The organism is Microbacterium sp., assembly GCF_047606685.1.
Classification (GTDB): Bacteria; Actinomycetota; Actinomycetes; order Actinomycetales; family Microbacteriaceae; genus Microbacterium.
On the sequence record NZ_JASGEC010000053.1, the window covers coordinates 1 to 24,745 of the forward strand.

The 24,745-nt window shown below is 70.9% G+C and carries 24 protein-coding genes; 6 read left to right on the forward strand and 18 right to left on the reverse strand.

Features of this window, described 5'->3' with window-relative positions; all coding sequences use genetic code 11:
* On the reverse strand, window positions 1–1,844 hold a 1,844-nt coding region (locus QM611_RS06020), incomplete at its 3' end, for a proline dehydrogenase family protein (protein WP_415078999.1).
* Window positions 1,845–1,972: 128 nt separating this feature from the next.
* Here QM611_RS06020 and QM611_RS06025 point away from each other — a divergent pair.
* From QM611_RS06025 to cofE, 3 genes are read left to right on the forward strand one after another with little or no spacing between them, the layout of a single operon-like run.
* Window positions 1,973–2,860, forward strand: coding sequence for a LysR family transcriptional regulator (locus QM611_RS06025; protein ID WP_415079000.1), 888 nt, complete (start codon window positions 1,973–1,975; stop codon window positions 2,858–2,860).
* A 46-nt stretch (window positions 2,861–2,906) separates the two neighbouring features.
* On the forward strand, window positions 2,907–3,413 hold the full coding sequence (locus tag QM611_RS06030) for a GNAT family N-acetyltransferase (protein ID WP_415079001.1): 507 nt from the start codon (window positions 2,907–2,909) through the stop codon (window positions 3,411–3,413).
* 3 nt (window positions 3,414–3,416) lie between these two features.
* The gene (gene cofE / locus QM611_RS06035) at window positions 3,417–4,187 is read left to right on the forward strand and encodes a coenzyme F420-0:L-glutamate ligase (protein ID WP_415079002.1); all 771 of its coding nucleotides are present in this window, start codon (window positions 3,417–3,419) and stop codon (window positions 4,185–4,187) included.
* 133 nt (window positions 4,188–4,320) lie between these two features.
* Here cofE and QM611_RS06040 read toward each other — a convergent pair whose 3' ends face one another.
* The 3 genes from QM611_RS06040 to QM611_RS06050 form a co-directional block, all read right to left on the reverse strand.
* Complete coding sequence (locus QM611_RS06040; RefSeq protein ID WP_415079003.1) at window positions 4,321–5,439, reverse strand: cytochrome b/b6 domain-containing protein; 1,119 nt, start codon at window positions 5,437–5,439, stop codon at window positions 4,321–4,323.
* 411 nt (window positions 5,440–5,850) lie between these two features.
* Window positions 5,851–6,819: an electron transfer flavoprotein subunit alpha/FixB family protein gene (locus QM611_RS06045; protein WP_415079004.1), complete on the reverse strand. Its 969-nt coding sequence runs from the start codon at window positions 6,817–6,819 to the stop codon at window positions 5,851–5,853.
* 4 nt (window positions 6,820–6,823) lie between these two features.
* The gene (locus QM611_RS06050; protein ID WP_415079005.1) at window positions 6,824–7,600 is read right to left on the reverse strand and encodes an electron transfer flavoprotein subunit beta/FixA family protein; all 777 of its coding nucleotides are present in this window, start codon (window positions 7,598–7,600) and stop codon (window positions 6,824–6,826) included.
* A gap of 93 nt (window positions 7,601–7,693) precedes the next feature.
* Between QM611_RS06050 and QM611_RS06055 the strand changes: the two genes are divergently transcribed.
* Window positions 7,694–8,230 (forward strand): MarR family winged helix-turn-helix transcriptional regulator, encoded by a 537-nt coding sequence (locus QM611_RS06055; RefSeq protein WP_415079006.1) that lies wholly within the window; start codon window positions 7,694–7,696, stop codon window positions 8,228–8,230.
* A gap of 30 nt (window positions 8,231–8,260) precedes the next feature.
* Here the strand turns inward: QM611_RS06055 and QM611_RS06060 are convergent, their stop codons facing one another.
* The 5 genes from QM611_RS06060 to QM611_RS06080 all read right to left on the reverse strand — a co-directional run bounded on the left by QM611_RS06060 (window position 8,261) and on the right by QM611_RS06080 (window position 12,429).
* Window positions 8,261–9,034, reverse strand: coding sequence for an enoyl-CoA hydratase (locus QM611_RS06060; protein WP_415079007.1), 774 nt, complete (start codon window positions 9,032–9,034; stop codon window positions 8,261–8,263).
* Window positions 9,031–9,450, reverse strand: a complete 420-nt coding sequence (locus QM611_RS06065; RefSeq protein WP_415079008.1) for a type II toxin-antitoxin system VapC family toxin — start codon at window positions 9,448–9,450, stop codon at window positions 9,031–9,033. The genes QM611_RS06060 and QM611_RS06065 overlap by 4 nt, the downstream gene beginning before the upstream one ends.
* Entirely contained in the window at window positions 9,447–9,716 is a 270-nt protein-coding gene (locus tag QM611_RS06070; RefSeq protein ID WP_415079009.1) for a type II toxin-antitoxin system VapB family antitoxin, read from the reverse strand. The genes QM611_RS06065 and QM611_RS06070 overlap by 4 nt, the downstream gene beginning before the upstream one ends.
* 156 nt (window positions 9,717–9,872) lie before the next feature.
* Window positions 9,873–11,051 carry an acyl-CoA dehydrogenase family protein gene (locus tag QM611_RS06075; RefSeq protein ID WP_415079010.1) on the reverse strand — a complete coding sequence of 393 codons (1,179 nt, stop codon included), beginning with the start codon at window positions 11,049–11,051 and terminating at the stop codon, window positions 9,873–9,875.
* A 211-nt stretch (window positions 11,052–11,262) separates the two neighbouring features.
* Window positions 11,263–12,429, reverse strand: coding sequence for a thiolase family protein (locus QM611_RS06080; protein WP_415079011.1), 1,167 nt, complete (start codon window positions 12,427–12,429; stop codon window positions 11,263–11,265).
* Between QM611_RS06080 and QM611_RS06085 the strand changes: the two genes are divergently transcribed.
* On the forward strand, window positions 12,428–12,808 hold the full coding sequence (locus QM611_RS06085; protein ID WP_415079012.1) for a hypothetical protein: 381 nt from the start codon (window positions 12,428–12,430) through the stop codon (window positions 12,806–12,808). The genes QM611_RS06080 and QM611_RS06085 overlap by 2 nt on opposite strands.
* On the opposite strand, the gene QM611_RS06090 is transcribed toward QM611_RS06085, so the two are convergent.
* The 8 genes from QM611_RS06090 to rlmN form a co-directional block, all read right to left on the reverse strand.
* Window positions 12,805–13,026 carry a hypothetical protein gene (locus QM611_RS06090; RefSeq protein WP_415079013.1) on the reverse strand — a complete coding sequence of 74 codons (222 nt, stop codon included), beginning with the start codon at window positions 13,024–13,026 and terminating at the stop codon, window positions 12,805–12,807. The two genes, QM611_RS06085 and QM611_RS06090, sit on opposite strands and share 4 nt — an antisense overlap.
* Before the next feature lie 7 nt (window positions 13,027–13,033).
* A complete protein-coding gene (locus QM611_RS06095) occupies window positions 13,034–13,960 on the reverse strand; it encodes an SPFH domain-containing protein (RefSeq protein WP_415079014.1) in 927 nt (308 codons plus the stop codon).
* Window positions 13,961–14,023: 63 nt separating this feature from the next.
* Window positions 14,024–15,214 (reverse strand): bifunctional 2-methylcitrate synthase/citrate synthase, encoded by a 1,191-nt coding sequence (locus tag QM611_RS06100; RefSeq protein WP_415079015.1) that lies wholly within the window; start codon window positions 15,212–15,214, stop codon window positions 14,024–14,026.
* Between the two features lie 7 nt (window positions 15,215–15,221).
* Window positions 15,222–16,121 carry a methylisocitrate lyase gene (gene prpB, locus QM611_RS06105; protein ID WP_415079017.1) on the reverse strand — a complete coding sequence of 300 codons (900 nt, stop codon included), beginning with the start codon at window positions 16,119–16,121 and terminating at the stop codon, window positions 15,222–15,224.
* Window positions 16,121–17,665 (reverse strand): MmgE/PrpD family protein, encoded by a 1,545-nt coding sequence (locus QM611_RS06110; RefSeq protein ID WP_415079019.1) that lies wholly within the window; start codon window positions 17,663–17,665, stop codon window positions 16,121–16,123. Before QM611_RS06110 ends, prpB begins: the two co-directional genes overlap by 1 nt.
* 276 nt (window positions 17,666–17,941) lie before the next feature.
* Window positions 17,942–20,098 (reverse strand): ABC transporter ATP-binding protein, encoded by a 2,157-nt coding sequence (locus QM611_RS06115; protein ID WP_415079020.1) that lies wholly within the window; start codon window positions 20,096–20,098, stop codon window positions 17,942–17,944.
* Complete coding sequence (locus tag QM611_RS06120; protein ID WP_415079021.1) at window positions 20,095–21,822, reverse strand: ABC transporter ATP-binding protein; 1,728 nt, start codon at window positions 21,820–21,822, stop codon at window positions 20,095–20,097. The genes QM611_RS06115 and QM611_RS06120 overlap by 4 nt, the downstream gene beginning before the upstream one ends.
* Before the next feature lie 288 nt (window positions 21,823–22,110).
* A complete protein-coding gene (gene rlmN / locus QM611_RS06125; RefSeq protein ID WP_415079022.1) occupies window positions 22,111–23,367 on the reverse strand; it encodes a 23S rRNA (adenine(2503)-C(2))-methyltransferase RlmN in 1,257 nt (418 codons plus the stop codon).
* Between the two features lie 70 nt (window positions 23,368–23,437).
* Between rlmN and QM611_RS06130 the strand changes: the two genes are divergently transcribed.
* Window positions 23,438–24,319, forward strand: a complete 882-nt coding sequence (locus QM611_RS06130) for a Cof-type HAD-IIB family hydrolase (RefSeq protein ID WP_415079023.1) — start codon at window positions 23,438–23,440, stop codon at window positions 24,317–24,319.
* Between the two features lie 20 nt (window positions 24,320–24,339).
* On the opposite strand, the gene QM611_RS06135 is transcribed toward QM611_RS06130, so the two are convergent.
* Window positions 24,340–24,540: a hypothetical protein gene (locus tag QM611_RS06135; protein ID WP_415079024.1), complete on the reverse strand. Its 201-nt coding sequence runs from the start codon at window positions 24,538–24,540 to the stop codon at window positions 24,340–24,342.
* Window positions 24,541–24,745: the final 205 nt, after the last annotated feature.

Genomic DNA, 24,745 nt, shown 5'->3' on the forward strand with positions numbered 1-24,745 from the left:
ACCGCCGCGCGGTCGGCGGCGGGCGTCGCGGCCCAGCGCGCCGCGGCATCCCGCACCCGCGCGATCGTGTCGTCGAGCGCGAGCTGGTCGGCGATGCCCGCCCCGGCGAGGGTGTCGTCGCCCGCCGTGGACGACGGAATGCGGGCGAGGATGCCGCGGGCCCACTCCCGATTCACCGCGAGGGCGGGGTCGGTGTCGGGCGCGTTGCGGAATCCCGGCGCGCCGACGACCGCGCGGCGGCTCTCTTGCGTCGCGTAAACGGCCGTCTCCACAAACTCCTGCCCGCCGAACAACTGCGAGGCGGCGTCGGGTGGCAGTGGCGCCGTGTCGTCGCCCGCGCCCGCCGAGCGGGCGATGCCGAGCACCGCCTGCGTCGCGTCGCCGGCGCGGGTGCCTCCCTCCTCGAGCTCGGCAGCGACCGGCCGCGGGGCCGACGAGCGGTCTTGGCTCCGGCGCGGGCCGACCGGAAGCGACGGATCGGCCGCCCGCCGCATGGAGGCGAGGAAGCGGTCGCGCTCCCGGTCGAACAGCTCGGGCGTGTCGGCGAGGTCGAAGGCGGCGGAGAGGAAGTTGTCGCTGGACGCGTTCTCTTCCAGACGCCGCACGAGGTACGAGATGGCCACGTCGAACTCGTCGGGGCGCACAACCGGCACGTACAGCAGCACCGCGCCGACGTCGGCGGCCACCGCGGCGACCTGGCCCTGGGCCATGCCGAGCAGCATCTCGAACTCCACGGCGTCGCGCACCCCGCGCTCGCCGGCGAGCAGCCACGCGTACGCGATGTCGAACAGGTTGTGCCCAGCCACGCCGAGGCGCACCGCGCGCGTGCGCTCGGGCTGCAGCGCCCAGTCCAGGCACTTCAGATAGTTGGCGTCGGAGTCGAGCTTCGTGTCGAACGTCGCCAGCGGCCAGTCGTGCATCACGGCATCCACTCGCTCCATGGCGAGGTTCGCGCCCTTCACGAGCCGCACTTTGATGCGCGCCCCTCCGGCGTCGACGCGCTGCGTCGCCCACGCGGCGAGCTCTTGCAGGGCGGGCAGCGCGTCGGGCAGATAGGCCTGCAGCACGATGCCCGCCTCGAACCCCTTCAGACGCGGGTCTTCGAGCAGGCGCGTGAACACCGCGATCGTGAGGTCGAGGTCGCGGTACTCCTCCATGTCGAGGTTGATGAACGTGGCGCTCTCGGCGGCCTGCAGGTACAGCGGCAGGAGCCGCTCGACGACCTTGTGCACGGTCTGGTCGAAGCCCCACATCGAGATGTGGCTGATCACGGCCGACACCTTCACCGACACGTAGTCCACGTCGGGACGGGCGACGAGCTCGGCGATGCCGTCGAGCCTGCGCTGCGCCTCCCGCTCGCCGAGCACGGCCTCGCCCAGCAGGTTGAGGTTCAGCCGGATCTCCGGCCCCTGAGCCCGCGCTGCCCTGAGCTTGTCGAAGGGAAGGGCGCGCAGCTTCTCCAACGCGGGGCCGAGCTTGTGCGGCCGGGCGTCGACGATGAGGTGCCCGACCATCTCGCGCAGCACCCGGCGCGCGATCGGCACCACGGGGGTCGGCAGCACGGGGGCGACCTCGCCTCCCACGCGCACCGCCGCGCGCAGCGGCCACGGCAGGAAGCCCGGCACCAGCGGCGCGATCCGGTGGAGCTGGGATGCCGCGGCGGTCAGGCTCTCCGGGCGCATGACGCCGTCGACGAAGCCGAGCGTGAAGGGCAGCCCGTTGTCGTCCTGCAGCACGCCGGCCAGGCGCTGCGCCGCGGGCGCGATGTCGGCGTCCGCCTCCGCGGCCGCCCAGCGGGCGGCGAGGGCGACCGCGTGCTCGGCGAGCGGGTGATCGTCATTCATGCGCGTTCCTGCTCCTGCTCTCGGGCTGCCCAGCGGCGGCCGCCTGTGGTTCTAGCGTGCGCCATCCAATTATTCGCGAAAAGCGATGATCTATGATCATTACCGTTCGATCCTATCGATGGGATTCCGTGTTCGAGTTGCGACGCCTTCGCCTGCTCCACGAGCTGTCGCTGCGCGGCACGCTCGCTGCCGTCGCCGAGGCGCTGTCGTACAGCCCCTCCACCGTTTCACAGCAGCTCGCGCAGTTGGAGAAGGATGCCGGCGTGCCCCTTCTGGTGGCCGACGGCAGGCGTGTGCGCCTCACCGGCCACGGCGAGCACCTCGCCGCCCACGCCGCCCACGCGCTCGAGCTCGACGAGCGGGTGCGCGGTGAGCTCGAGTCGCTGCAGACTGCCGGCGCGCCCGTGCGGATCGCGGCCATGCAGACGGCCGCGCAGTCGTTGCTCGCGCCGGCGCTGTCGCTGCTGGCCGAGCGAGAGCCGGCGCTTCCCGTCGTGGTCTCGGAGGCGCCCCCGGAAAGCGGCCTGTTCGAGCTGGCAGCCCGCCGGTTCGACCTCGTCGTCGCCGAGCAGTACCCCGGGCACACCCGCGAGCACCGCTCCCGCATCGACCACGACACGCTCGGCGCCGATCCGATCCGGCTCGCGCTGCCCTCGCATGACTCCGCTGACGGCCTCGCCGCGCTGCGCGACCGGGCGTGGGTGCTCGAGCCGGAGGGCACGGCCGCCCGGCAGTGGGCCGTGCAGCAGTGCCGGGCCGCGGGCTTTGAGCCGACCGTGCGCTTCGAGGTCTCCGATCTCACGGCGCACGTGCGGCTCATCGCCGCGGGCCACGCGGTCGGGATGCTGCCCGACCTCGTGTGGGCCGACGAATCGCCGCGAGTGCGACTGGTCGACCTCCCCGGCTCGCCCTCGCGGGAGATCTTCACGGCCACGCGGTCGTCGTCGGTGTCGCGCCCCGCCATCCGCGCCGTGCGCGACGCGCTGCGAGACGCGTTCGCCGCCCGCGCGGGCTGACCGCCCACGATTTCGCGAGTCGCGCGGCCGAGCGTAGAGTCTGGCCATGGAAGCCGATCTCCAGACCACCGTCATCATCCGGCCGGTGCGAGATGTCGACGCCGAGGCCCTCGGGCGAGTCCACGCGACGTGCTGGCACGAGACCTACGACCACCTGATCAGCCAGGCGGCCCTCGAGAAGATCTCGCCGCGTCGGCTGGCGGAGCTGTGGACGCACTGGGCCGAGCAGGGTCCCGACTATCCGATGTTCGCCGCGCTCGTCGAGGGCGAGATCGTGGGGTTCGCCGGCTCCGGGCCCGCGCGCGACAACGACGCTCCGCGCCCGCGCGAGCTGTACTTCATCTACCTCCTGCACGCTTTCCACGGCACCGGTCTCGGCCAGAAGCTGTTCGACGCCGTCGTCGCCGACGACGAGCCCGTCTACTTGTGGGTCGCCGACGACAACCCCCGCGCCCACCGCTTCTATGCGCGCAACGGATTCTCGCTGGACGGCGCGTCGCACACCGAGCCGTTCCTCGGCGAGACGCTGACCGAGGTGCGGTTCGTCCGCTGAACGATGCTCCACGTGTGGGCGCTGGACGGCATCCCCGAGATCGAGTCGGGTGACGATCTCGTCGCGGTGATCGCCGACGCCGCGAGCGGCACGCTGGCCGACGGCGACATCGTGGTCGTGACATCCAAGATCGTCTCCAAAGCCGAGGGGCGCGCCGTGGCCGCCACCGACCGCGAGGACGCGATCTCGGCCGAGACCGTGCGGGTCGTCGCGACCCGCGCCTCGTCCTCGGGGCGCACTCGCATCGTCGAGAACCGCCTCGGCATCATCTCCGCCGCGGCTGGCGTCGACTCGTCGAACACCCCGCGCGGCACCGTGTTGCTGCTGCCGGTCGACCCCGATGCGTCCGCCCGCGCCCTCGCGGCGGGGTTGCGCGAGCGCACCGGCGCCCGGGTCGGAGTGCTCGTCTCCGACACGATGGGCCGCGCGTGGCGCGACGGGCAGACCGACGCCGCGATCGGCGCCGGCGGCGTGCGGGTCTTCGAGGATCTGCGCGGACAGACGGATGCCGAGGGCCGCCCCCTCGTCGTCACGATGCCGTGCGTCGCCGACGAGCTGTGCGCGGCCGCCGATCTGGTCAAGCGCAAGTCGCTGGGCCTTCCCGTGGCGGTCGTGCGCGGCCGCGCCGACCTCGTCGGCGAGCTCGGCCTGCCCGGTGCGCGCTCGATCATCCGGCCCGCCGAGCGAGATCTGTTCCACACCGGCGCCGAGGAGGCGTACGAGCAGGGCTACGCCGCCGGGGCCGCCGAGGTGTGGGACGAGAATCCGGGCTGAGCTTCTGTTCCTCTCCCGTGCCTAACTCAGTCTGGCGTGGCATGCGGCGCGAGGCAGTCCGCGCCAATCCGCGGCTCACGCGGCGAACGGCACCCGCCAGACTGAGTTGTGCACGCGTCTGACGCCTGTCGGGTCATCCCCCCTGTCGGCCGGTGACCGTGCCGAACAGCCGCGCGATGGGCGCGAGCACGAGGGGGCGCGCGGCGATCCAGCCCGCGGCGATCACGGCGAGGGATGCCACGAAGATCCAGAACCCGGCCCAGTTGCCGGCGTACGCGGTCGGATCGACGCTGCCCTGGGCCGCGTACATGTGGTTGAGGTTGCGCAGGGCTCCGGTCGCGAACACGAGCGCGGTGTGCACGACGATGAACAGCACGAACACGACCATGACCGGGAAGTGGAGTGCGCGGGCGAGTTCGACGGGGTAGGCGCGGTTCAGCGCTTTCGCATCCCGCGGCCACACCCCCGACATCCGCGCGCCCGTGATCGCCGCGAGCGGCGCCGCGACGAACACGACGACGAAGTAGGTGAGCTGCTGCAGGCTGTTGTAGTTCACCCACCCGTTCTCGGTGGGCCAGTCCAGGCTGGCGTACTGCAGGGCGGCGCTGAGGGCGTTGGGGAAGACCTCCCCGCTCGTGGGCACGAGCCGCATCCACTGCCCCGTCGCGAACAGCAGAATGACGAACACGGCGCCGTTGACGAGCCACAGGATGTCCAGCGACTGGTGCAGCCAGAGGTTCAGGCTGATCTTTCGGTTGGCTTTGCGGCGCGGCGACCAGAACGCGGTCGGGCGCTTCTCGGTGCGCACGCGCAAGCCGCTGCGGATGATCAGCACGATCAGGAACACATTGAAGAAGTGCTGCCAGCCGACCCACGCGGGGATGCCGACCGGAGCCCCGTCCGGCAAGCAATACGTGCCGGGGTACGCGTCGAGGAACTCGCGCATCGTGTCGAGGCTGACCAGCCACCGGGTCGCCAGCACCACCATCGCCGCGACGAAGACAAGCGCCGCGGCGGCGACGACGATCGAGCCCGCCCATTGCGCCCTCGTGAACGGGCCGACACGGCACGGCTCGGGCGGCGCGAGCGGCGGCTTGCCCCGGCGCTCGACGCGGTCGGCGTTCCAGCGCTCGGCGTTGGGGGTGAGGAACACGGTCGGCGTGAACCCCAGCGGCTCTCTGTCCCCTGAGCTTGCCTTGGCCCCTGAGCTTGTCGAAGGGCCTCCCCGCGAAAGTGGCGCTTCGCGCCGCATCCCGGACCCCGACGCGGCACCTCGCGCCACCTTCGCGCCCGACGGCGGCGCGAGCCCGGCGGGCGGCCACGGCTCCCCGCCCGGCACTCGAGGCAGCCCGCGCCGCAACACCTTCCCCGACGCGCCCTGTCCTTCATTTCCTGGCGCGACGACGGCCACACTCTCCTGCGAAAGTGGCGCTTCGCGCCGCATCCCGAGCCCCGGTGCGACGCCGTGCGCCACCTTCGCGCCCGGACCCTCCTGCGAAAGTGGCGCTTCGCGCCGCAACTCGAGCCCCGGTGCGGCGCCGTGCGCCACCTTCGCCCCCAAGCCTCCCTGCGAAGACGGCGCGAGCCCGGCGGGCGGCCACGGCTCGCCGCCGGGCACACGGGGCAGCCCTCGACGAATCGCACGGCCAGAGGTCGCCACGGACTACGCCTTCTTCGCCTTCAACGCCTCGATCAACTGCGGCACGACCGTGAACAGATCGCCCACGACGCCGAAGTCGGCGATGTCGAAGATCGGCGCGTCGGGGTCTTTGTTGACGGCGACGATCGTCTTGGCGGTCTGCATTCCCGCGCGGTGCTGGATGGCTCCGCTGATGCCGAGCGCGATGTACAGCTGCGGCGACACCGAGACCCCGGTCTGCCCGACCTGGTAGGCGTACGGCACGTATCCCGCGTCCACCGCCGCGCGCGACGCCCCGACGGCCGCGCCGAGCACGTCGGCGAGCTCTTCCACGAGCGCGAACTTCTCCGCCGAGCCGAGCCCGCGGCCGCCCGACACGACTCTCGCGGCGCCGCGCAGCTCGGGCCGGGTCGACACCGCCGCCGCCTGCTCGAACGACTCGACGACGGCGGCCGGCTTGCCCGACGCCGTCACCACCAGCCGCTCGGTCGACAGCGGGCGGGCCACGGCGCGCTCGTCGACGGCGCCTTGCCGCACCGTGGCCACGAGCGGCCCGAACGTCGGCGCCGAGTCCACCGTGTACGCGCCGCCGTACACCGAGTGGCGCGCGACCACTCCCTCCGCGTCGCGCGTCACGCCCACGGCGTCGACCGCGAGCGGGGCGCCGGTCCGCGCGCAGAAGCGGCCCGCGGCATCCCTCCCGTCCACCGAGTTCGAGATCAGCACCGCGTCCGGGCGGACGAGATCGGATGCCGCCTCCAGCGCGTCCACGACCGGCACGACGAGCCCGTCGCCCGGGTCGGCGACCAGCACGACGGCGGCGCCCAGGGTCGCCGCGTCGGAAGCCAGCTCGGCGTTCTCGGTGACCAGCAGCGCCACGGGGGTCCCGACCGCGGCGGCGGCGCCCAGCAGCGCCGCCGAGCTCTTCGCGAGCTCGCCCGTGGCCGTGACCTCGAGCAGCACGAGAATCGCGTCGTCAGCGAACTCTGTCATGACCTCACGCCAGCCTGTTCTGCACGAGGAACTCGGCCAGCTGCTCGCCCGCGTCGCCCTCGTCGGTGATCTTCACGCCCGCGCCGCGCGGCGGCCGCTCGCTGATCGCGACCATGATCGACCTCGCCGCATCCGCCCGCTCCGCCTCGATGCCGAGATCGTCGAGGGTGAGCGTCTCGAACGGCTTCTTCTTCGCCGCCATGATGCCCTTGAAGTTCGGGAACCGCGCGTCGGGCAGCGCCTCGGTGATGGAGATCACAGCAGGCAGCTCGGCCGACACGGTGGCGACGCCGTCATCGGCCACGCGCGTGCCGCGCACTGTCGTCTCGGTCAGCTCCACCGTCGACAGCACCGTCGCGTGCGGCGCTCCGAGCAGTTCTGCGACCATCGCGGGCAGCACGCCGCCCGAGCCGTCGGTGGACTGGTTGCCCGCGATCACGAGATCGAATCCGACGCGGCGGATCGCGGCGGCGAGCACCTCGGCGGTCAGCCCGAGGTCGGCGCCGGCGAGGCGCTCGTCGGCGACGTGCGCCGCCGACGTCGCGCCCCTCGCGAGCCCCTTGAGGATGGTCGAGGCCGCCGATTCCGGCCCCATCGACACCAGCGTGATCTCGGTGTCCGGGTGCTGGTCGGCGTGGGCGAAGGCGACCTCGAGCGCCCGCTCGCAGATCTCGTCGAGCACCGCGTTGCTCGCCGCCCGGTCGGCGAGCCCGGTCTCCAGGCTCAGAACGCGATCACCGTAGGTGTCCGGGACTTCCTTCACCAGAACAACGATCCTCACGAGCGCTCCTTCGTGTCTTCGAGTCTAGGCGCGCGCTCGCCGGGCGCCGCCGGGCGTCGGATAGTTTGGGGAGCGGCCGGAAGGGGGCGCACGATGGCACAGCCGAAACGCCTCCCGGTCGACCCGATCGCCGAGGCGAAGCGGCAGTGGCTCGCCCACGGGTGGACGGATGCCGCGGCCGGAATGACCGCTGTCACGTCGATCATGCGGGCGCACCAGTTGATGCTCGCGCGCGTCGACGAGACGCTGCGCCCGCTCGGCCTCACCTTCGCCCGGTACGAGCTGCTGACGCTGTTGAGCTTCTCGCGGTCGGGACGGATGCCGATGGCCTCGGCATCCGCTCGCCTCCAGGTGCACCCCACGAGCGTGACCAACACGGTCGACCGGCTGGAGGCATCCGGTCTCGTGCGTCGCGAGCCGCACCCGACCGACGGCCGCGCGACGCTCGTGGTGCTGACGGATGCCGGGCGCGCGCTGTCGCGCGAGGCGACCGCCGCCCTCAACGCCGAGGTGTTCGAGCACCCCGGGCTGAGCGCCGACGACACCAACGAGCTGGTGCGGCTGTTGGCCAGGATGCGGCGGGATGCGGGCGACTTCGACGACCCCCGCCCGACGCCCGACCCGCTGTAGACGGCGTGGGCCGCGTCGCCGAACGACACGTCAGCGGTGGCGGAAGTCGGGGGCGCGCTTCTCGCGGAAGGCCGCCATCCCCTCCTTCTGGTCGGCCGTGTCGAACAGCGCCGCGAAGGCGCGCGACTCGAAGCGCATTCCTTCGGCGAGGGTGGTCTCCAGCGCCGCGTCGAGCGCCGCCTTCGCGGCGTAGAGCGACGGCAGCGACTTCGACGCGATGGCCTCGGCGACCGTGGCGGTCTCCTCCAGCAGTTCGGCGGCCGGCACGACACGCGACACGAGCCCGGCGCGCTCGGCCTCGGCGGCATCCATCATCCGACCGGTCAGGACCAGCTCGGCCGCCTTGTAGTAGCCGATCGCGCGGACGAGACGCTGCGTGCCACCCATGCCCGGGATGACGCCGAGCCGGATCTCGGGCTGGCCGAACCTCGCCGAGTCGGCGGCCAGGATGACATCGCACATCATCGCGAGCTCGCACCCGCCGCCCAGCGCGTAGCCCGACACGGCGGCGACCACGGGCGTGCGCACCGCCGCGAACCGCGCCCACGCGCCGAAGTGGTCGTCCATGACCATGTCGAGGCCGGACTTGTCCTCCATCTCCTTGATGTCGGCGCCGGCGGCGAACGCTCGCTCCGACCCCGTGACGACGATCGCCCCGATCCCGGGGTCGGCGTCGAAGGCCTCCGCCGCCTCGACCACCTCGCGCATCACGCGCGAGTTCAGCGCGTTCAGGGCGTCGGGCCGGTCCAGGGTGATCCAGCCCACGCGGCCGCGGGTGCCGACGCGGATCGTGTCGTACGTCATGAAGTCTCCGATCGGCGGGCGCCCGGCGTGCGGAAGGCCGGCACGATGTCGGTGTGGGAGAAGTCGTCGCCCACGAACAGCAGTGACTCGCCCGCCGAGATCGCGAGCGCGTAGGCGAAGCAGTCGCCGTAGTTCAGGCGGGCGGGATGCCCTGTTCCCCGGCCGAATCGCCGGTATGCCTCGCGCGCGATGCGCGCGTGCGCGGCAGTCACCGGCTCGATGGCCACCTCCGCGAGCTCCAACGCCTCCTCGAACTCGGCCTGCGCGAGAGCCGAGCGACTGTCGAGCACGATCGCGGCCTCCAGCCAGTTCACGGCCGACATCCGGCAATTCTCGTCGATCAGGAGCGCGGCCAGGCTCGCGGCATCCTTCTCGCCCTGCACGACCGCGACGATCGCCGAACTGTCCACGATCATCTCGGGAGCCCCGTCGTCGCGTCGTAGAGGTCGTCGATCGTCGCGACGTCGCCTCGGGGCTCGTCCTCGTGCGCACGGAACCGATCGCCGATGGCGATCAGCCGCTCCAGCCGCCGCGTCCGCTCCGCGGAGTCGGGGTCGGCGCCGAGGTCTCGCAGGTACTGCCGCAGAGCCGCCTCGATCGCGCTCGTCTGCGACAGCCCGCTGACGAGCGCTGCTTCGCGGGCCAGCGCGTGCACCCTGTCGCTCTTGATGTTGAGGCTCATGGAACCATGGTAGATCGCATCCTCGGAAGTCTTCTACCCTGATCGATCGCGGATCGTGTGGATGATTGCGGAGAAGTCCTGGCCCGCGCCGGCGCCGGCGGCGAACTCCTGGCAGGCAGGCCCATGTGCCCGAGGCCGAGGAAGGCGACGCGCTGGTCAGCCACGAGCCCGCTCCAGCAGGTCGCGCCCGATGATCACGCGCATGATCTCGTTCGTCCCCTCGAGGATCTGATGCACCCGCAGGTCGCGCACGACCTTCTCGATGCCGTACTCCTGAAGGTAGCCGTAGCCGCCGTGCAGCTGAAGGGCCTCGTTGGCGACGCGGAAGCCGGCATCCGTCGCGAAGCGCTTGGCCATCGCGCACTGCGCCGCCGCGTCGGGCCTCTGCTCGTCGAGCGCGATCGCGGCATCCCGCACGAGCGCCCTGGCCGCCTGCAGCTCGGTCGCCATGTCGGCCAGCGCGAACACGACGGCTTGCTTCTCGGCGAGCGGCTCGCCGAACGTGAAGCGCTCGTGCACGTAGCGCAGCGCGCGGTCGAGCGCCCATTGCGCGCCGCCGAGCGAGCAGGCGGCGATGTTGAGGCGGCCGCCGTTCAGGCCGGTCATCGCGATCTTGAAGCCCTGGCCGATGCCGCCGAGCATGGCCGACGCCGGCACGCGCACGGCGTCGAGCACGACCTGGCGGGTGGGCTGGGCGTTCCATCCCATCTTCTTCTCGTTGGGCCCGAACGAGAGGCCGGGAGTGCCGTCGGGAACGAGGAACGCGGTGATCCCACGCGCGCCCTCGGCGCTCGTGCGGGCCATGACGACGTAGACGGATGCCTCGCCCCCGCCGGAGATGAACTGCTTGACGCCGGTCAGCACGTAGCCGTCGCCGTGCTCGTCGCTGACGGGGATGGCCGACGTGGCGATCGCCGCGGCATCCGACCCCGCCCCCGGCTCGGTGAGGCAGTACGCGCCGAGGTCGTCCATCGTGGTGAGAGTCGGCAGCCACTGCGCGCGCTGCGCGTCGGAGCCGTACGTGTCGATCATCCACGCCACCATGTTGTGGATCGTGATGTACGCCGCGATCGCGGGGTCGCCCTTGGCGAGCTCCTCGAAGATCGCGACGGCGTCACGGCGCGCGAGGCCCGAGCCCCCGCCGTCCTCGCGGACGTAGATTCCACCGAGCCCCAGCTCCCCCGCCTTGCGCAGCGTCTCGCGGGGGAAGTGCTTGGTCTGGTCCCACTCCAGCGCGTGCGGCGCGAGCTCGGTGTCGGCGAAGTCGCGCACCGCGTCGATCATCGCGGCGCGCTCTTCCGGGGTCAGGGTCGGGGTGACAGTCGTCGTGGCCACAGGGGTCTCCTCGTCGGCGGGATCCCGGCTCGTTGTGCGATCCGGTCGTTGGTACACCTCGATAATACTAGGATATCCATGTAAATGGGCCGCGTGCCCTTCGCGCTATCGGAACACGCAGTCGCGCATGCGGCGATCACGCGCGATTGCGGGTTTCAGCCGCGCGAGGGATGCCGCGGCAGCCCGCGGTGCGAGGGGCTCGGGCACAGAGTTAGAGGCGCTCGATGATGGTGGCGTTCGCCATGCCGCCGCCCTCGCACATGGTCTGCAGGCCGTAGCGGCCGCCGGTCGCCTCGAGGTGCGCGAGCAGTGTGCCGAGCAGGCGCGTGCCGGAGGCGCCGACGGCGTGGCCGAGCGCGATCGCGCCGCCCCACGGGTTGAGCTTCGCGGGGTCGGCGGCGAGCTCGGCCGCCCACGCGAGCGGCACCGACGCGAACGCCTCGTTGACCTCGTACGCGTCGAGGTCGTCAAGCGACAGCCCGGAGCGGTCGAGGATGCGACGGGTCGCCGGAATCGGACCGGTCAGCATCAGCGTCGGGTCAGAGCCGGTGACCGCGAACGCGTGGAAGCGGGCCCGCGGCGTCAGGCCGAGTTCGGCGGCCTTGCGCTCGCTCATGATGAGGACGGCGGATGCGGCGTCGGTCAGCGGCGACGAGTTGCCCGGCGTGATCCTCCAGTCGAGCTCGGGGAAGCGCGCGACCAGCTCGTCGGTGCGGAACGCGGGCGGAAGCGCCGCGAGCCCTTCTGCCGTCGTGCCGGGGCGGACCGTCTCGTCCTGCGCCACATCGCCCACCACGAGCAGCTGCGAGTCGAAGCATCCGTTCGCCCACGCGTCGGCCGCGCGCCGGTGCGACTCGGCGGAGTACGCGTCGAGCTGCTCGCGCGAGAAACCCCACCGCTCGGCGATCAGCTCGGCCGACACGCCCTGGTGGACGAGGCCGTCCGGATAGCGGGCCCGGATGCCGGCGGCCGCCGTGCCGCCGCGGGCCGGCGAGCCGAGCGGGACGCGGCTCATCGACTCGACGCCGGCCGCGATCACGACGTCGTAGGCGCCGGCGATCACACCCTGGGCGGCGAAGTGCGCAGCCTGCTGGCTCGATCCGCACTGCCGGTCGATCGAGACGGCGGGCACGGTCTCGGCGAAGCCCGCTGCCAGCACGGCCTGCCGCGCGACGTTGAGCGACTGGTCGGCGACCTGGCTGACGCAGCCCATGATCACGTCGTCGACCTGCGTCGACTCGAGTCCGTTGCGCTGAAGCAGCTCGGTGAGCGTGAGGGCGGCGAGGTCGACGGGGTGCACGTCGCTGAGCGCTCCCCCGGGCTTGCCGCGGCCTGACGGCGTGCGGACAGCGTCGACGATGACAGCGGTAGTGCTCATGACATCCATCCTTTCCTGCACAGGCGGCGGCGTCGACGGGTTGTGCACAGATCTGGCGATCTTCGCCGCGGCGTCGCCGACGATTGGCAAACTGTGGGGACGGGCCGACAATGGGAAGGTGAACCCGATGACCGAGCCGCAAGCGTGGACGCTGATCGGCGTCTTCGCGGCCATCATGCTCGGCGGCATGACGTTGACGACCACGCTCATCATGCACACGATGCGCGCCGAGATCGGCGGGCTTCGTGGTGAGATGCGGGCCGAGGTCGGCGGGCTTCGTGGTGAGATGAACGCGCGATTCGACGCCGTGGACACTCGGATCGATCACCTGGACCGCGACATCACCGCCCTCACGCGCCGCGTGTGGGGCGATCCCTAGAGGGGATCGGCGCCTGGAGGGTCGGCGTCTCTCCGCGGACGCCCGCGCGGGCGCACCGGCTTGATGTCTTGGGGCAGTCGCCCGGCGTCGCGGAGCGCCTCGCGCAGCAGGATCTCGATCTGCGCGTTCACACTGCGCAGCTCGGCGGCCGCCCACCGCGCGAGAGCGTCGTGAACGGCCGGGTCGAGCCGCAGAGGAACCTGCTTGCGTTCGGTCACCGCCGTGTCACGACGTGTAGAGCGTTCCCGCGTTGACGATCGGCGCAGTCGGCTGATCGCTGCACAGCACGACCATGAGGTTGCTCACCATCGCCGCCCGCCTCTCGTCGTCGAGATCGACGATGTTCTGCTCGCTGAGATTGCGCAAAGCCAACTCGACCATGCCGACAGCGCCCTTGACGATGCGCTTGCGAGCCGCCACAACGGCGTCGGCCTGCTGTCGACGGAGCATGACCTGCGCGATCTCCGGCGCGTAAGCGAGGTGGCTGATGCGCACCTCGACGATCTCGACGCCGGCGACCGCCGTGCGCAGCCCGACCTCGGCGGCCAGCTCGTCGCTGACCTCGGGGGTCGAGCCGCGCAGCGACTCCTCGCCATCCTTCCCGTCATACGGGTACGAGCCGGCGATGCGCCGCAGCGCGGACTCGGCCTGTGTGAAGACGAACTGCTCGTAGTCGTCGACGGCGTAGGCGGCCTTCGCCGTGTCGGCGACGCGCCACACCACGATCGCGACGATCTCGATGGGGCTGCCGCCGGCGTCGTTGACCTTGATGCGGCCGGTCTCGAAGTTTCGCACGCGCACGCTGATCCGGCGGCGCGTCGAGAGCGGCATGATCCAGGAGAAGCCCGGCTCGCGCACTGTGCCGACGTAGCGGCCGAAGAACTCGACGACCGCCGAGCCACCCGGCGGCACCGTGATGAGCGACATGCCGATCACGATCGCGGAGACCACGAACAGCATCGAGAGCACTTTCCAGGCGTCCGGCAGCCACACCACCAGCATGATCGCCCCGGCCAGCAGAACGGCGACGACGAGCGTGCCGACGAAGCCATTGGCCGCCCACGCGGGCCGCTCGGAGATGTCGACTCCCGTCACCGGGACGCGCGGGGTGGCGGCGGTGGGGACTTCTGGCGGGGCGGCGAGTGTGCTCATGGCTCGTCCTCCTTAAAGTGATATCACTTTACCGGATGGAGCCGGGGCATCGCAATCCCGGGCTTAGGCGCCCGCCTCTTCTGGCCGCGCCGCGACGTCGATCGCGGCGGTGTCGGGCACGTAGCCGTCAACGTGTCGTTCGTCGGGCCCGTTGTACGCCGACAGCGGGCGGATGAGCGCGTTGGCGGCGAGTTGCTCCATGACGTGGGCGGTCCAGCCCGTGACGCGAGCAGCGACGAACAGCGGCGTGAAAGTGAGCGTGTCGAATCCGATGAGGCTGTACGCGGGCCCGGACGGATAGTCGAGGTTGGGGTAGATGCCCTTGCGCGAGACGAACTCCGACTCCAGCGCGTCGTAGAGGGCCGCGACCTCCGGCCGGTCGTAGTGCTCGACGAGCGTGTCGAGAGCCGCTTTCATCGTCGGCACCCGCGAGTCGCCGCGCTTGTACACGCGGTGCCCGAAGCCCATGATCTTGCGCTTGGAGGCGAGCGCGGCATCCAGCCACGGCACGACATTGTCGGCCGAGCCGATCTCGTCGAAGATGTGCAGCACCGCCTCGTTGGCGCCGCCGTGCAGCGGGCCCTTGAGCGCGCCGATGGCGGCCACGACTGCCGAGTACAGGTCGCTGAGGGTGCTCGTCACGACGCGGGCGGTGAAGGTCGACGCGTTGAACGAGTGCTCGGCGTACAGGATCATCGAGCGGTTGAACGCGTCGACGACGACCGGGGGGGCCTGCTCGCCGAAGGTCATCCAGAGGAAGTTCGCGGCGTAGTCGAGGTCGTCGCGCGGGGCGACGGCCTCTTGCCCGCGGCGGCGGCGCTGGCCGTACGCCACGATCGCGGGGAGGGCGGCGAACAGGCGGATGCTGCGGGCGAGGTTCTCTTCCGGGCTGCCGCTGGCATCGAGCACGGAGTCGATGCCGGCGAGGTCGCGCGCGCCGATGAGGCTCACGGCGGTGCGCACTTCGTCCATCGGATGGGCGTCGACAGGCACGAGGTCGATGACCGCCTTGATCTCGGGCTCGAGCGCGCGATGCCGGCGCTCTTCGGCGCTCAGCTCGGCAAGCTGCTCGTCGGTGGGCAGCTCGCCGTGCCACAGCAGGTAGGCGACCGCCTCGAACGACTGGGTCGCCGCGAGCTCTTGCACGGGGTAGCCGCGGTACAGCAGCGAGTTCGTCTCGGGGTTGACCTTGCTGACGGCGGTGTGGTCGACGACCACGCCGGCCAGGCCCTTCTTGATCTCGGGGTCGGTCATGGCGCTCCTAACGCTCGATGCGGAAGTTGAAGACGTCGGTGTCGAAGTGGTTGTAGCCCTCGTAGTCGATGAGGTCGTAGAGGTCGGCGCGATGCTGCATCTCGTCGAGCCGCGACGTCAGCGCGCCCTCGTCGACGAGCGTGTCCAGCGCTCGCCCGGCGGCGCCCATCGCCATGCGCAGCAGCGACACCGGCCAGATCACGAGGTTCACCCCGACGTCGCGCAGCTGGTCGACGGTGAACAGGTCGGACTTGCCGAACTCGGTCATGTTGGCAAGGACCGGCACGTCGACCGCGGCGCGCATCGCGGCGAACTCGTCGAGCGTGCGCATCGCCTCGGGGAAGACCGCGTCGGCGCCGGCGTCGACGAGCGCCTTGGCGCGGTCGAGCGCGGCATCCAATCCCTCCACCGCGCGGATGTCGGTGCGCGCCATGATGAGGAAGTTCGGGTCGCGGCGCGCGTCGACGGCGGCGCGGATGCGCTTGACGGCGGTGTCCTGGTCGACGACGGCCTTGCCGTCGAGGTGGCCGCAGCGCTTCGGGTTGATCTGGTCCTCGATGTGCGTGCCCGCGAGCCCCGCGTCTTCGAGGGTCTGGATCGTGCGGGCGACGTTCATCGGCTCGCCGAAGCCGGTGTCGGCGTCGATGATCGCGGGAAGCTCGGTCATCCGCGCGATCTGCTGACCGCGCGCGGCGACCTCGGTGAGCGTCGTGAGGCCGATGTCGGGCAGGCCGAGGTCGGCACTGAGCACCGCGCCCGAGATGTACACGCCCTCGAACCCCTTGCGCTCGATGAGCCGGGCCGACAGCGGGTTGAACGCGCCGGGGAACCGCAGCAGCTCGCCGCTGGCGAGCCGTTCGCGCAACAGCCGCCGCTTCTCGGCCGCCGGGGTTCGCGCGTACAGCATCAGAACAGGCCCTTCGGGGCGGGCGCGCCGGCCAACACGCCGGGCTTCGCGACGATCGTGAGCTGCAGCACCTCGTCGGCGGTGAGCTCGGGCAGGCGCTGGGCGAGGTCGAGGAACCGCTCGATCTCGTCGGGCTCGAGCACGGGCTCGGCCAGCGTCCGGAACTTGGCGATGTAGTCCTCGCGCGCGAACGGCCGCGCGCCGAGCGGATGCGCGTCGGCGACAGCGATCTCGTCGACGATCGTCGACCCGTCGGCGAAGCGGATCTCGACGCGGCCGCCGAACGCCTTCTCATCGGGGTCTTCCGAGTGGTAGCGGCGCGTCCACTCCTCGTCCTCCGCGGTCGTCACTTTCCGCCACAGCGCCACGGTGTCCTCGCGGCCCGCCCGGGAAGGCAGGTACGAGTCGACGTGGTGCCACGCGCCGTCCTGCAGCGCGACCGCGAAGATGTACGGGATCGAGTGGTCCAGCGTCTCGCGCGACGCCGCCGGGTCGTACTTCTGCGGGTCGTTCGCGCCCGAGCCGATGACGTAGTGCGTGTGGTGGCTGGTGTGCAGCACCACCGACTCGATCTGCTCCTGCGACCCCGGCCCGTGGGCTTGCCGCAGCGCGGGGTGCTCGTTGCCGAGCCGGCGCGCGAGGTCGATCCACGCCTGCGCCTGGTACTCGGCCGAGTGCTCCTTCGTGTACGAGTCGAGGATCGCGCGCTTCGGCTCGCCCTCGCCGGGCAGCGGCACGTCGTACGCGGCGCCCGGGCCGTCCAGCATCCACGCGATCACGCCGTCCTCGCCCTCGTAGATCGGGCTCGGCGACGTCTCGCCGCGCATCGCCCGGTCGACGGCCTCCACGGCCATCTTCCCCGCGAACGCCGGAGCGTGCGCCTTCCACGTGGAGATCTCTCCCTTGCGGCTCTGCCGCGTCGCGGTCGTGGTGTGCAGCGCCTGGCCGACCGCCTGGTAGACCGTCTCGACGGGCAGGCCCAGCAGCGTGCCGATGCCGGCGGCCGCCGACGGGCCGAGGTGCGCGACGTGGTCGATCTTGTGCTTGTGCAGGCTGATGGCGCGCACGAGGTCCATCTGGATCTCGTAGCCGGTCGCGATGCCGCGGACGAGCGCCCGCCCGTCGGCGCCGACGTGCTGGGCGACCGCCACGATCGGCGGGATGTTGTCGCCCGGGTGCGAGTACTCCGCGGCCAGGAACGTGTCGTGGTAGTCGAGCTCGCGCACCGCGACGCCGTTGGCCCACGCCGCCCACTCTGGCGACGTGCGCCGGTCGAGCCGGCAGCCGAACACCGTCGCGCCCACGCCGCTGACCGACACGGCGTGGTCGAGTGCCTGCTGGCGGGCCGCGCTCACGGGGGCGCGGGTGAGGGATGCCGCGGCCACCGCGGCGTTGTCGATCACCCGGTTCACGATCATGTCCACGACATCGGGGTCGACCTCGACGGGATCGGCGGCGACACGCGCAATGGCCCACGCGAGCTGGCCCTCGCGCGCGAGGTTCTCCTCGCTGCGGTGCACGCGGACGTGGTGGGTGATGCTCATCGGACTCCTCCGGTCGGGACGGCTTGTCGCCTACAAGCATCCCACCGCCTGAGCGGGACCGAGCACACGCCGAGTGGCGCCGGGCGCCTCGGCGCGAAGCGCGTCACCCTGCGAGCAGCCGCTCGGCGCGCGCGTTCCCGAACGTCGGAGGAACGCCCGAATGTCGGAGGGTCGGGGCGGAATCCTCCGGCATTCAGCACAATCTCCGACATTCAGGTGGCGAGGGGAGGCTCACCGACCGAGAACGGCCGCCGCGTTTCGACTCGCTTCGCTCACTCAACGACCGGGGGTCGGGTGCACGGCGGCGGTATCCGCCTCGACCGTCGCAACGGCGCCGGTCGCGAGCTGCGCGCCGGTGGGGTCGTCGACGTCGATGGCGGCCTGCTCGAACTGCGAGCGGTACAGCCGCCAGTACGCGCCCTCGTCCGCGATCAGCTCGTCGTGCGTGCCCTTCTCGACGATGTCGCCGTGCTCCATCACGAGGATGAGGTCGGCGTCGCGGATCGTCGAGAGCCGGTGCGCGATGACGAACGATGTGCGCCCCTCGCGGAGGGCCGACATCGCGTGCTGCAGCAGCAGCTCGGTGCGCGTGTCGACCGACGACGTGGCCTCGTCGAGGATGAGCAGCGACGGGCCGGCCACGAACGCGCGCGCGATCGTGATGAGCTGCTTCTCGCCCGCCGACACGTTCGACGCGTCTTCGTCGAGCTCGGTGTCGTACCCGTCGGGCAGCGAGTGCACGAACCGGTCGACGCGCGTCGCGCGGGCGGCCTCGACGATCTCGTCATCGGTGGCGGTCGCCTTGCCATAACGGATGTTCTCGCGGATCGTTCCGGCGAACAGCCACGGGTCCTGCAGCACCATGCCGGTGCGCGAGCGCACGTCGTGGCGCGTGAGCTCGGCGATGTCCTGCCCGTCGAGCAGGATGCGGCCCTCGTCGAGCTCGTAGAAGCGCATGAGCAGGTTCACGAGCGTCGTCTTGCCGGCGCCGGTCGGACCCACGATCGCCACCGTCTGGCCCGGCTCGACGCGGAACGACAGGTCGCGGATGAGCGGGCGGTCGGGCGAGTACGAGAACGAGACGTGCTCGAATTCGATGAGGCCCCGGCCGCCGTCTGCGATCGGGGCGTCCGCGGCATCCGGCTCCTGCTCCTCCTCGTCGAGCAGCTCGAACACGCGCTCGGCCGACGCGGTTCCCGACTGCACGACCGCGGCCATGCCGCCGAGCTCGGCCAGCGGCTGGGTGAACTGCTGGGCGTACTGGATGAAAGCCTGCACGTCGCCAAGTCGCAGCTGGCCCGTCGTCACCATCAAGCCGCCCAGCACCGCGATGCCGACGTAGGTGAGGCTGCCGATGAACGTCATGCCGGGCATGATCATGCCGGAGAGGAACTGCGCCTTGAAGCTCGCCTGGAAGAGCTCCTCGTTCTCGGCGGCGAACTTGTCGCGCGAGTCGCGCTCGCGACCGAACACACGCACGAGCGCGTGGCCGGAGAACGACTCCTCGACGCGCGCGTTGAGCCGGCCGACCTTGCGCCACTGGGTCTGGAACGCCTTCTGCGACCGCGGCCCGATGACGCCGAAGATCACGCCCATGAGAGGCAGCGCGACGAGCGAGACGAGGGCCAGCTGCCACGAGATCGAGAACATCATGACGAGCACGCCGACGACGGTGAGCACGGCGGTGAGGGCTCCCGACAGCGACTGCTGCATCATCTGCGTGATGTTGTCGATGTCGTTGGTGACCCGAGAGATCAGCTCGCCGCGCTGCACCCGGTCGAAGTACGACAGCGGCAGCCGGTTGATCTTCGCCTCGACCGCCTCGCGCAGCCGCCACATCGTGCGGACCATGACGATGTTGATGACGTAGCCCTGGACCCAGCTGAGCAGCGCCGAGGCGATGTAGATGACCAAGACCCAGAGGATGACGACGCGCAGCCGATCGAAGTCGACCCCTGCGCCAACCTGGAAGTCGCTCATCGCGGCAACCATGTTGGCGAAGTCGGTTTGGCCCGCGGCCCGCAGTGCCTCGACGATCTGCGCCTGTGTCGTGCCGGCCGGGAACTGCTGGCCGAGCGCCGATGAGACGACGCCCTCGAACACGATGTTCGTGGCCTCGCCGAGCACCTTCGGCGCGATCACGGCGAGCACGACGCCGAGAGCGCCGGCCAGCGACACGAGCCCGAACGCGAGCGCGTGCGGGCGCAGCAGCCCGATCAGCCGCGTGAAGCTCGGGCCGAAGTTCGCCGCCTTGCCGGGGGCGACACTGTCCCAGTCGCCGGAGGCCAGGCGCGCCTGCTCGGCGAGCTCGAGCTCGAGCTGCTCCTGTTCAGTGAGCTCGTCTTGTGAGCTTGCCGTCTCGGCCCCTGAGCTTGTCGTCTCGGCCCCTGAGCTTGCCGTCTCGTTCCCTGAGCTTGTCGAAGGGCCGCTCATGCGTCCACCCCCAACTGCGACTGGACGATCTCTTTGTACGTCGCGTTGGTCTCGAGCAGCTCGGCGTGCGTGCCCGATCCGACGACGCGGCCCTCGTCGAGCACGACGATGCGGTCGGCCTCGGTGATCGTCGACACGCGCTGCGCGACCACGATCTTCGTCACCGAGGGCAGTCGTTTCCACAGCGCGGCGCGCAGCCGCGCGTCGGTGGCGAGGTCGAGCGCCGAGAACGAGTCGTCGAAGACGAGGATGTCGGGCTGGTGCGCGATCGCGCGGGCGATCGCGAGCCGCTGGCGCTGGCCGCCCGACACGTTGGTGCCGCCCTGCGAGATGCGCTCGTCGAGCCCGTGCTCTTTCTCGAGCACGAAGTCGCGGGCTTGCGCGATGTCGAGCGCGTCCCACAGGTCTTCGTCGGTCGCCTCTTCGCGCCCGAAGCGCAGGTTGGATGCGATCGTGCCGGTGAACAAGAACGGCCGCTGCGGCACGAGCCCGATGCCCTGCCACAGCAGGTCGGGGTCGGCCTCGCGCACGTCGACCCCGGCGACGCGCACCGCGCCGGAGGTCACATCGAAGAGCCGCGGGATGAGCGAGACGAGGGTCGTCTTGCCCGATCCGGTCGAGCCCACGATCGCGACGGTCTGGCCCGGCTCGGCGCGGAACGAGATGCCCTCGAGCACGGGGGCGTCCGCCCCGGGGTAGGTGAAGGTGACGTCGTCGAACTCGACCGCGCCGGGGCGCGGGAAATCGCGCACCGGGTGGGCGGGCGGCCGCAGCGAGCTCGCGGCATCCAGCACCTCGCCGATGCGCTCGGCGGAGACGGCCGCCCTCGGGATCATGATCGTCATGAAGCTCGCCATGAGCACGCCGAACAGGATCTGCCCGACGTACTGCATGAAGGCGAACAGCGTGCCGATCTCGACGTTGCCGGCGTCGACCTCGACGCCGCCGAACCAGATGACGCCGACGACCGTGATGTTCAGCACGAGCATCGCGAGCGGGAACAGCAGCACGAACAGCGACCCGACCTTGCGCCCGACCACCATGATGTCGGTGTTGGCCTCGCGGAAGCGCTCCTCCTCGATGCGCTCGCGCACGAAGGCGCGGATGACGCGCACACCGGTGAGCTGCTCGCGCATGACGCGGTTCACGGCGTCGAGCTTGCGCTGGTACGAGCGGAACAGCGGCACCATGCGGCTGATCACGACGCCGGCGACCAGCAGCAGCGTGGGCACCGAGACGCCGATGAGCCAACTCAGGCCGACGTCTTGCTGCAGCGCCATCACGACGCCGCCGATCGCGAGCAGCGGCGCGGTGACGAGCATCGTCGCGCCCATCATCGCGAGCATCTGCACTTGCTGCACGTCGTTTGTGTTGCGGGTGATCAGCGACCCCGCGCCGAACCGCGAGATCTCGCGCTCGGAGAACGCGCTGACGCGGTCGAAGACGTCGCGGCGGATGTCGCGGCCGGCCGCCATCGCGGCGCGCGCGGCGAAGTAGGTGGCGATGACCGCGGCAACGATCTGGCCGAGCGAGATCGCCAGCATGAGCAGGCCGTGCGACCAGATGTAGGCGGTGTCGCCGCGCGCGACTCCATGGTCGATGATGTCGGCGTTCAGGCGCGGCAGGTAGAGGTTGGCGATCGCGGACGCGAACTGGAATGCCAGCACGCACACGAGCAGCCAGCGGTACGTCTTGAGGTAGCGAACGAGCAGTCGACCAAGCACGGGTTCTCCTGAAGGGTCGTCGCTCTCCAGGGGTTGCCTCGAGAGCGGGTCTCAGCCTGGCACGACCCCCCGACATCGGCCACCCGGTTCGCTGGCGGCGTACGTCGTTGGGGCGAACGTCGGAGAATCCGGCGATGTCGGGGCGAAACACTCACCTTCTGATCTCCGTCGGGATCAGAGCGTGAGCGTGTCGGACCGAGGGTGGGGCCGGCGGGCCGAGGGTGGGGCTGGGCACTCACCTTTTGATCACGGGGGTGATCAGAGTGTGAGTGCGGCCGCTGAACAGGCTCAGGCCTCCGCGGGAGTGGATGCGGCAAGCTCGGCATCCTGCTCGGTCGCCACGAGCTGGCCGCACGCGCCGTCGATCTCCTTGCCGCGCGTGTCGCGCAGGGTGGTCGGGATGCCTTTGGCCTCCAGCCGGCGGACGAACTCGTCTTGCGCCGCCCTCGTCGACGACGTCCAGACCGAGCCCGGCGTCGGGTTCAACGGGATGGGGTTGACGTGCACCCAGCCGCGGCCGCGGGCGTTGAGCTTGTCGCCGAGCAGGTCGGCGCGCCATCCATGGTCGTTCATGTCTTTGATCAGCGCGTACTCGATCGACACGCGCCGGCCGGTCGCGTCGAAGTAGCTGCGCGCGGCATCCAGCGCCTCGTCCACCTTCCAGCGGGAGTTGACCGGGATCAGCTCGTCGCGCAGCTCGTCGTCGGGGGCGTGCAGCGACAGCGCGAACGTCACCGGCAGCTCTTCGGCGGCGAGCTTGTTGATCGCCGGCACGAGTCCCACCGTTGAGACGGTGACGCCGCGCGCGCTCATGCCCATGCCGTGCTTCTTGTCGGTCATGACACGCACGGCGTGCATCACCCGCGCGTAGTTGGCGAGCGGCTCGCCCATGCCCATGAACACGATGTTGGTGACCCGCTCGGTGCGTTTCGTCTCGGCGCTGCGCTCCTCGCGAGGCGACCGGGAGGAGTGGCCCAGCCCGCCGGCGCGGATCAGCGCGTTCGCGCGCACCACTTGCTCGACGATCTCAGCCGCCGACATGTTGCGGGTGAGCCCGGCCTGCCCGGTCGCACAGAAGGGGCAGTTCATGCCGCAGCCCGCCTGCGACGACACGCACAGCGTGATGCGGCCGGGATAGCGCATGAGCACCGACTCGACGAGCGCCCCGTCGTGCAGCTTCCACAGGAATTTGACCGTGTCTCCGCGGTCGGTCTGCAGGCGCCGCACTTCGGTCAGCAGGGGCGGCAGCATCCCGTGCACGAACTCGTCGCGGCCGGATGCCGGCAGGTCGGTCATGTCGGCGGGGTCGTGCGTGCAGTGGGTGAAGTAGTGCTTCTCCAGCTGCCGGGCGCGAAAGCCCGGCATCCCGAGCTCCTGCACGCGCTCGACGCGCTGCTCGGGCGTGAGGTCGGCGAGGTGCGCGGGCGGCTTGCCGCGCTTGGGCGAAGCGAACTGCAGCAGCGGACGGCCCGAGGCATCCTTCTGCTGCGTCCATCCCTCGGTGCGCGGCCGCACCTGCGGCGCGCGTTCGGGCGGGGTGGTCATGGTCTCAGGGTAGGGGAACGCGTCTGCGCGAACGCTGGGCCGGGCGATCGAGCGCGGGAGAATGGATGCCGTGACTTCTCGCCCCGCGCCCGCTCGCCGCGTCGTCTTCCTCGATGTCGACGGGACCATCACCGCGCACGGGGGGCGCATCTCGCCCCGCACTCCCGATGCCGTTCGTGCGGCGCGCGCGAACGGCCATCTCGTGCTCCTGTGCACGGGGCGGGCGGCGGGCGACATCCCTCCCGACGTCGCCGCGATCGGCTTCGACGGCGCGATCACCGACAGCGGCGTGCTGGTGACCGTCGGCGACGACGTCGTGCTCGACCGGCCGCTGCCGCGCGAGCGGGCGCGGTTCATGATCGAGACGATGGACAGCCTCGGCGTGCACTACGTGCTGCAGGCCGACGGCGAGGTGTATGCCAACGAAGGCATGAACGATTTGCTGCAGGAGCACGAGCGGGCGATCCGCGAGCGCACCGGTGCCGTGCGCCCCGAGGACTCGTTGTCGGGACTTGTCGACCAGACGTTTCCGCCCGCAGCGGAGGCCGACCTCGACCGGGTCGCCAAGGCGGTGTTCGTGTGCGACGAGGAGGAAGGCTTCGACGAGCTGCGGCAGAGCCTCGGCGACGGCTTCCACCTGGTGCGCGGCAGCATCCCGCTCCCCGGCGGCTCGAATGGCGAGGCGAACGAAGCCGGCGTCACGAAGGGCTCGGCGATCGAGCGGCTGCTGCCGGTGCTCGGAATGGATGCCGCCGACGCCGTCGCGGTCGGCGACAGCTGGAACGACGTCGAGATGTTCCAGGTGTGCGGCGTGAGCGTCGCGATGGGCAACGCCCACCCCGAGCTCAAAGAGCTCGCCGACGTCGTCACGACCGACGTGCTCGACGACGGCATCTGGAACGCGTTCGTTCGCCTCGGCCTGGCCGCGGACTGCAGTATCGACGACGAGTGACCTGCTGCCCCACACCGGAATCACCGAGCCACGGTGGAATCGTGAAGAACGCGATAGAGCATGCCGAGTTCGCGCGGCTCGGGGGGCTTCAGCGGCGTGCCGGCGTCGGTCAGGAAACCGACATCGGCCTGGCCGGTGAGCACGGCATCCATCGCGGGTTTCATGATGCCCTCGATGGTGGCGGCGTTCGCCGTGATCGGGAAAGCGACGAGAAGCGCCATCGCGTCTTCGAGCCGACGCTCGTCGGCCGCGCCTCCTGCGGCTGCACGGCCGACGCCTGAGGCGAGGGGGGGCACCCGGCCCGCCGTCGGCGGCCGTGCGTTGCGCGCATCGTTTCGGCGCGCCCTGACACGCATATTGACTGAACATACTTACATGCCTAGAGTCGCTGATGAAGCGCCCGCAAGGCGGGGGCTCGCCACACCG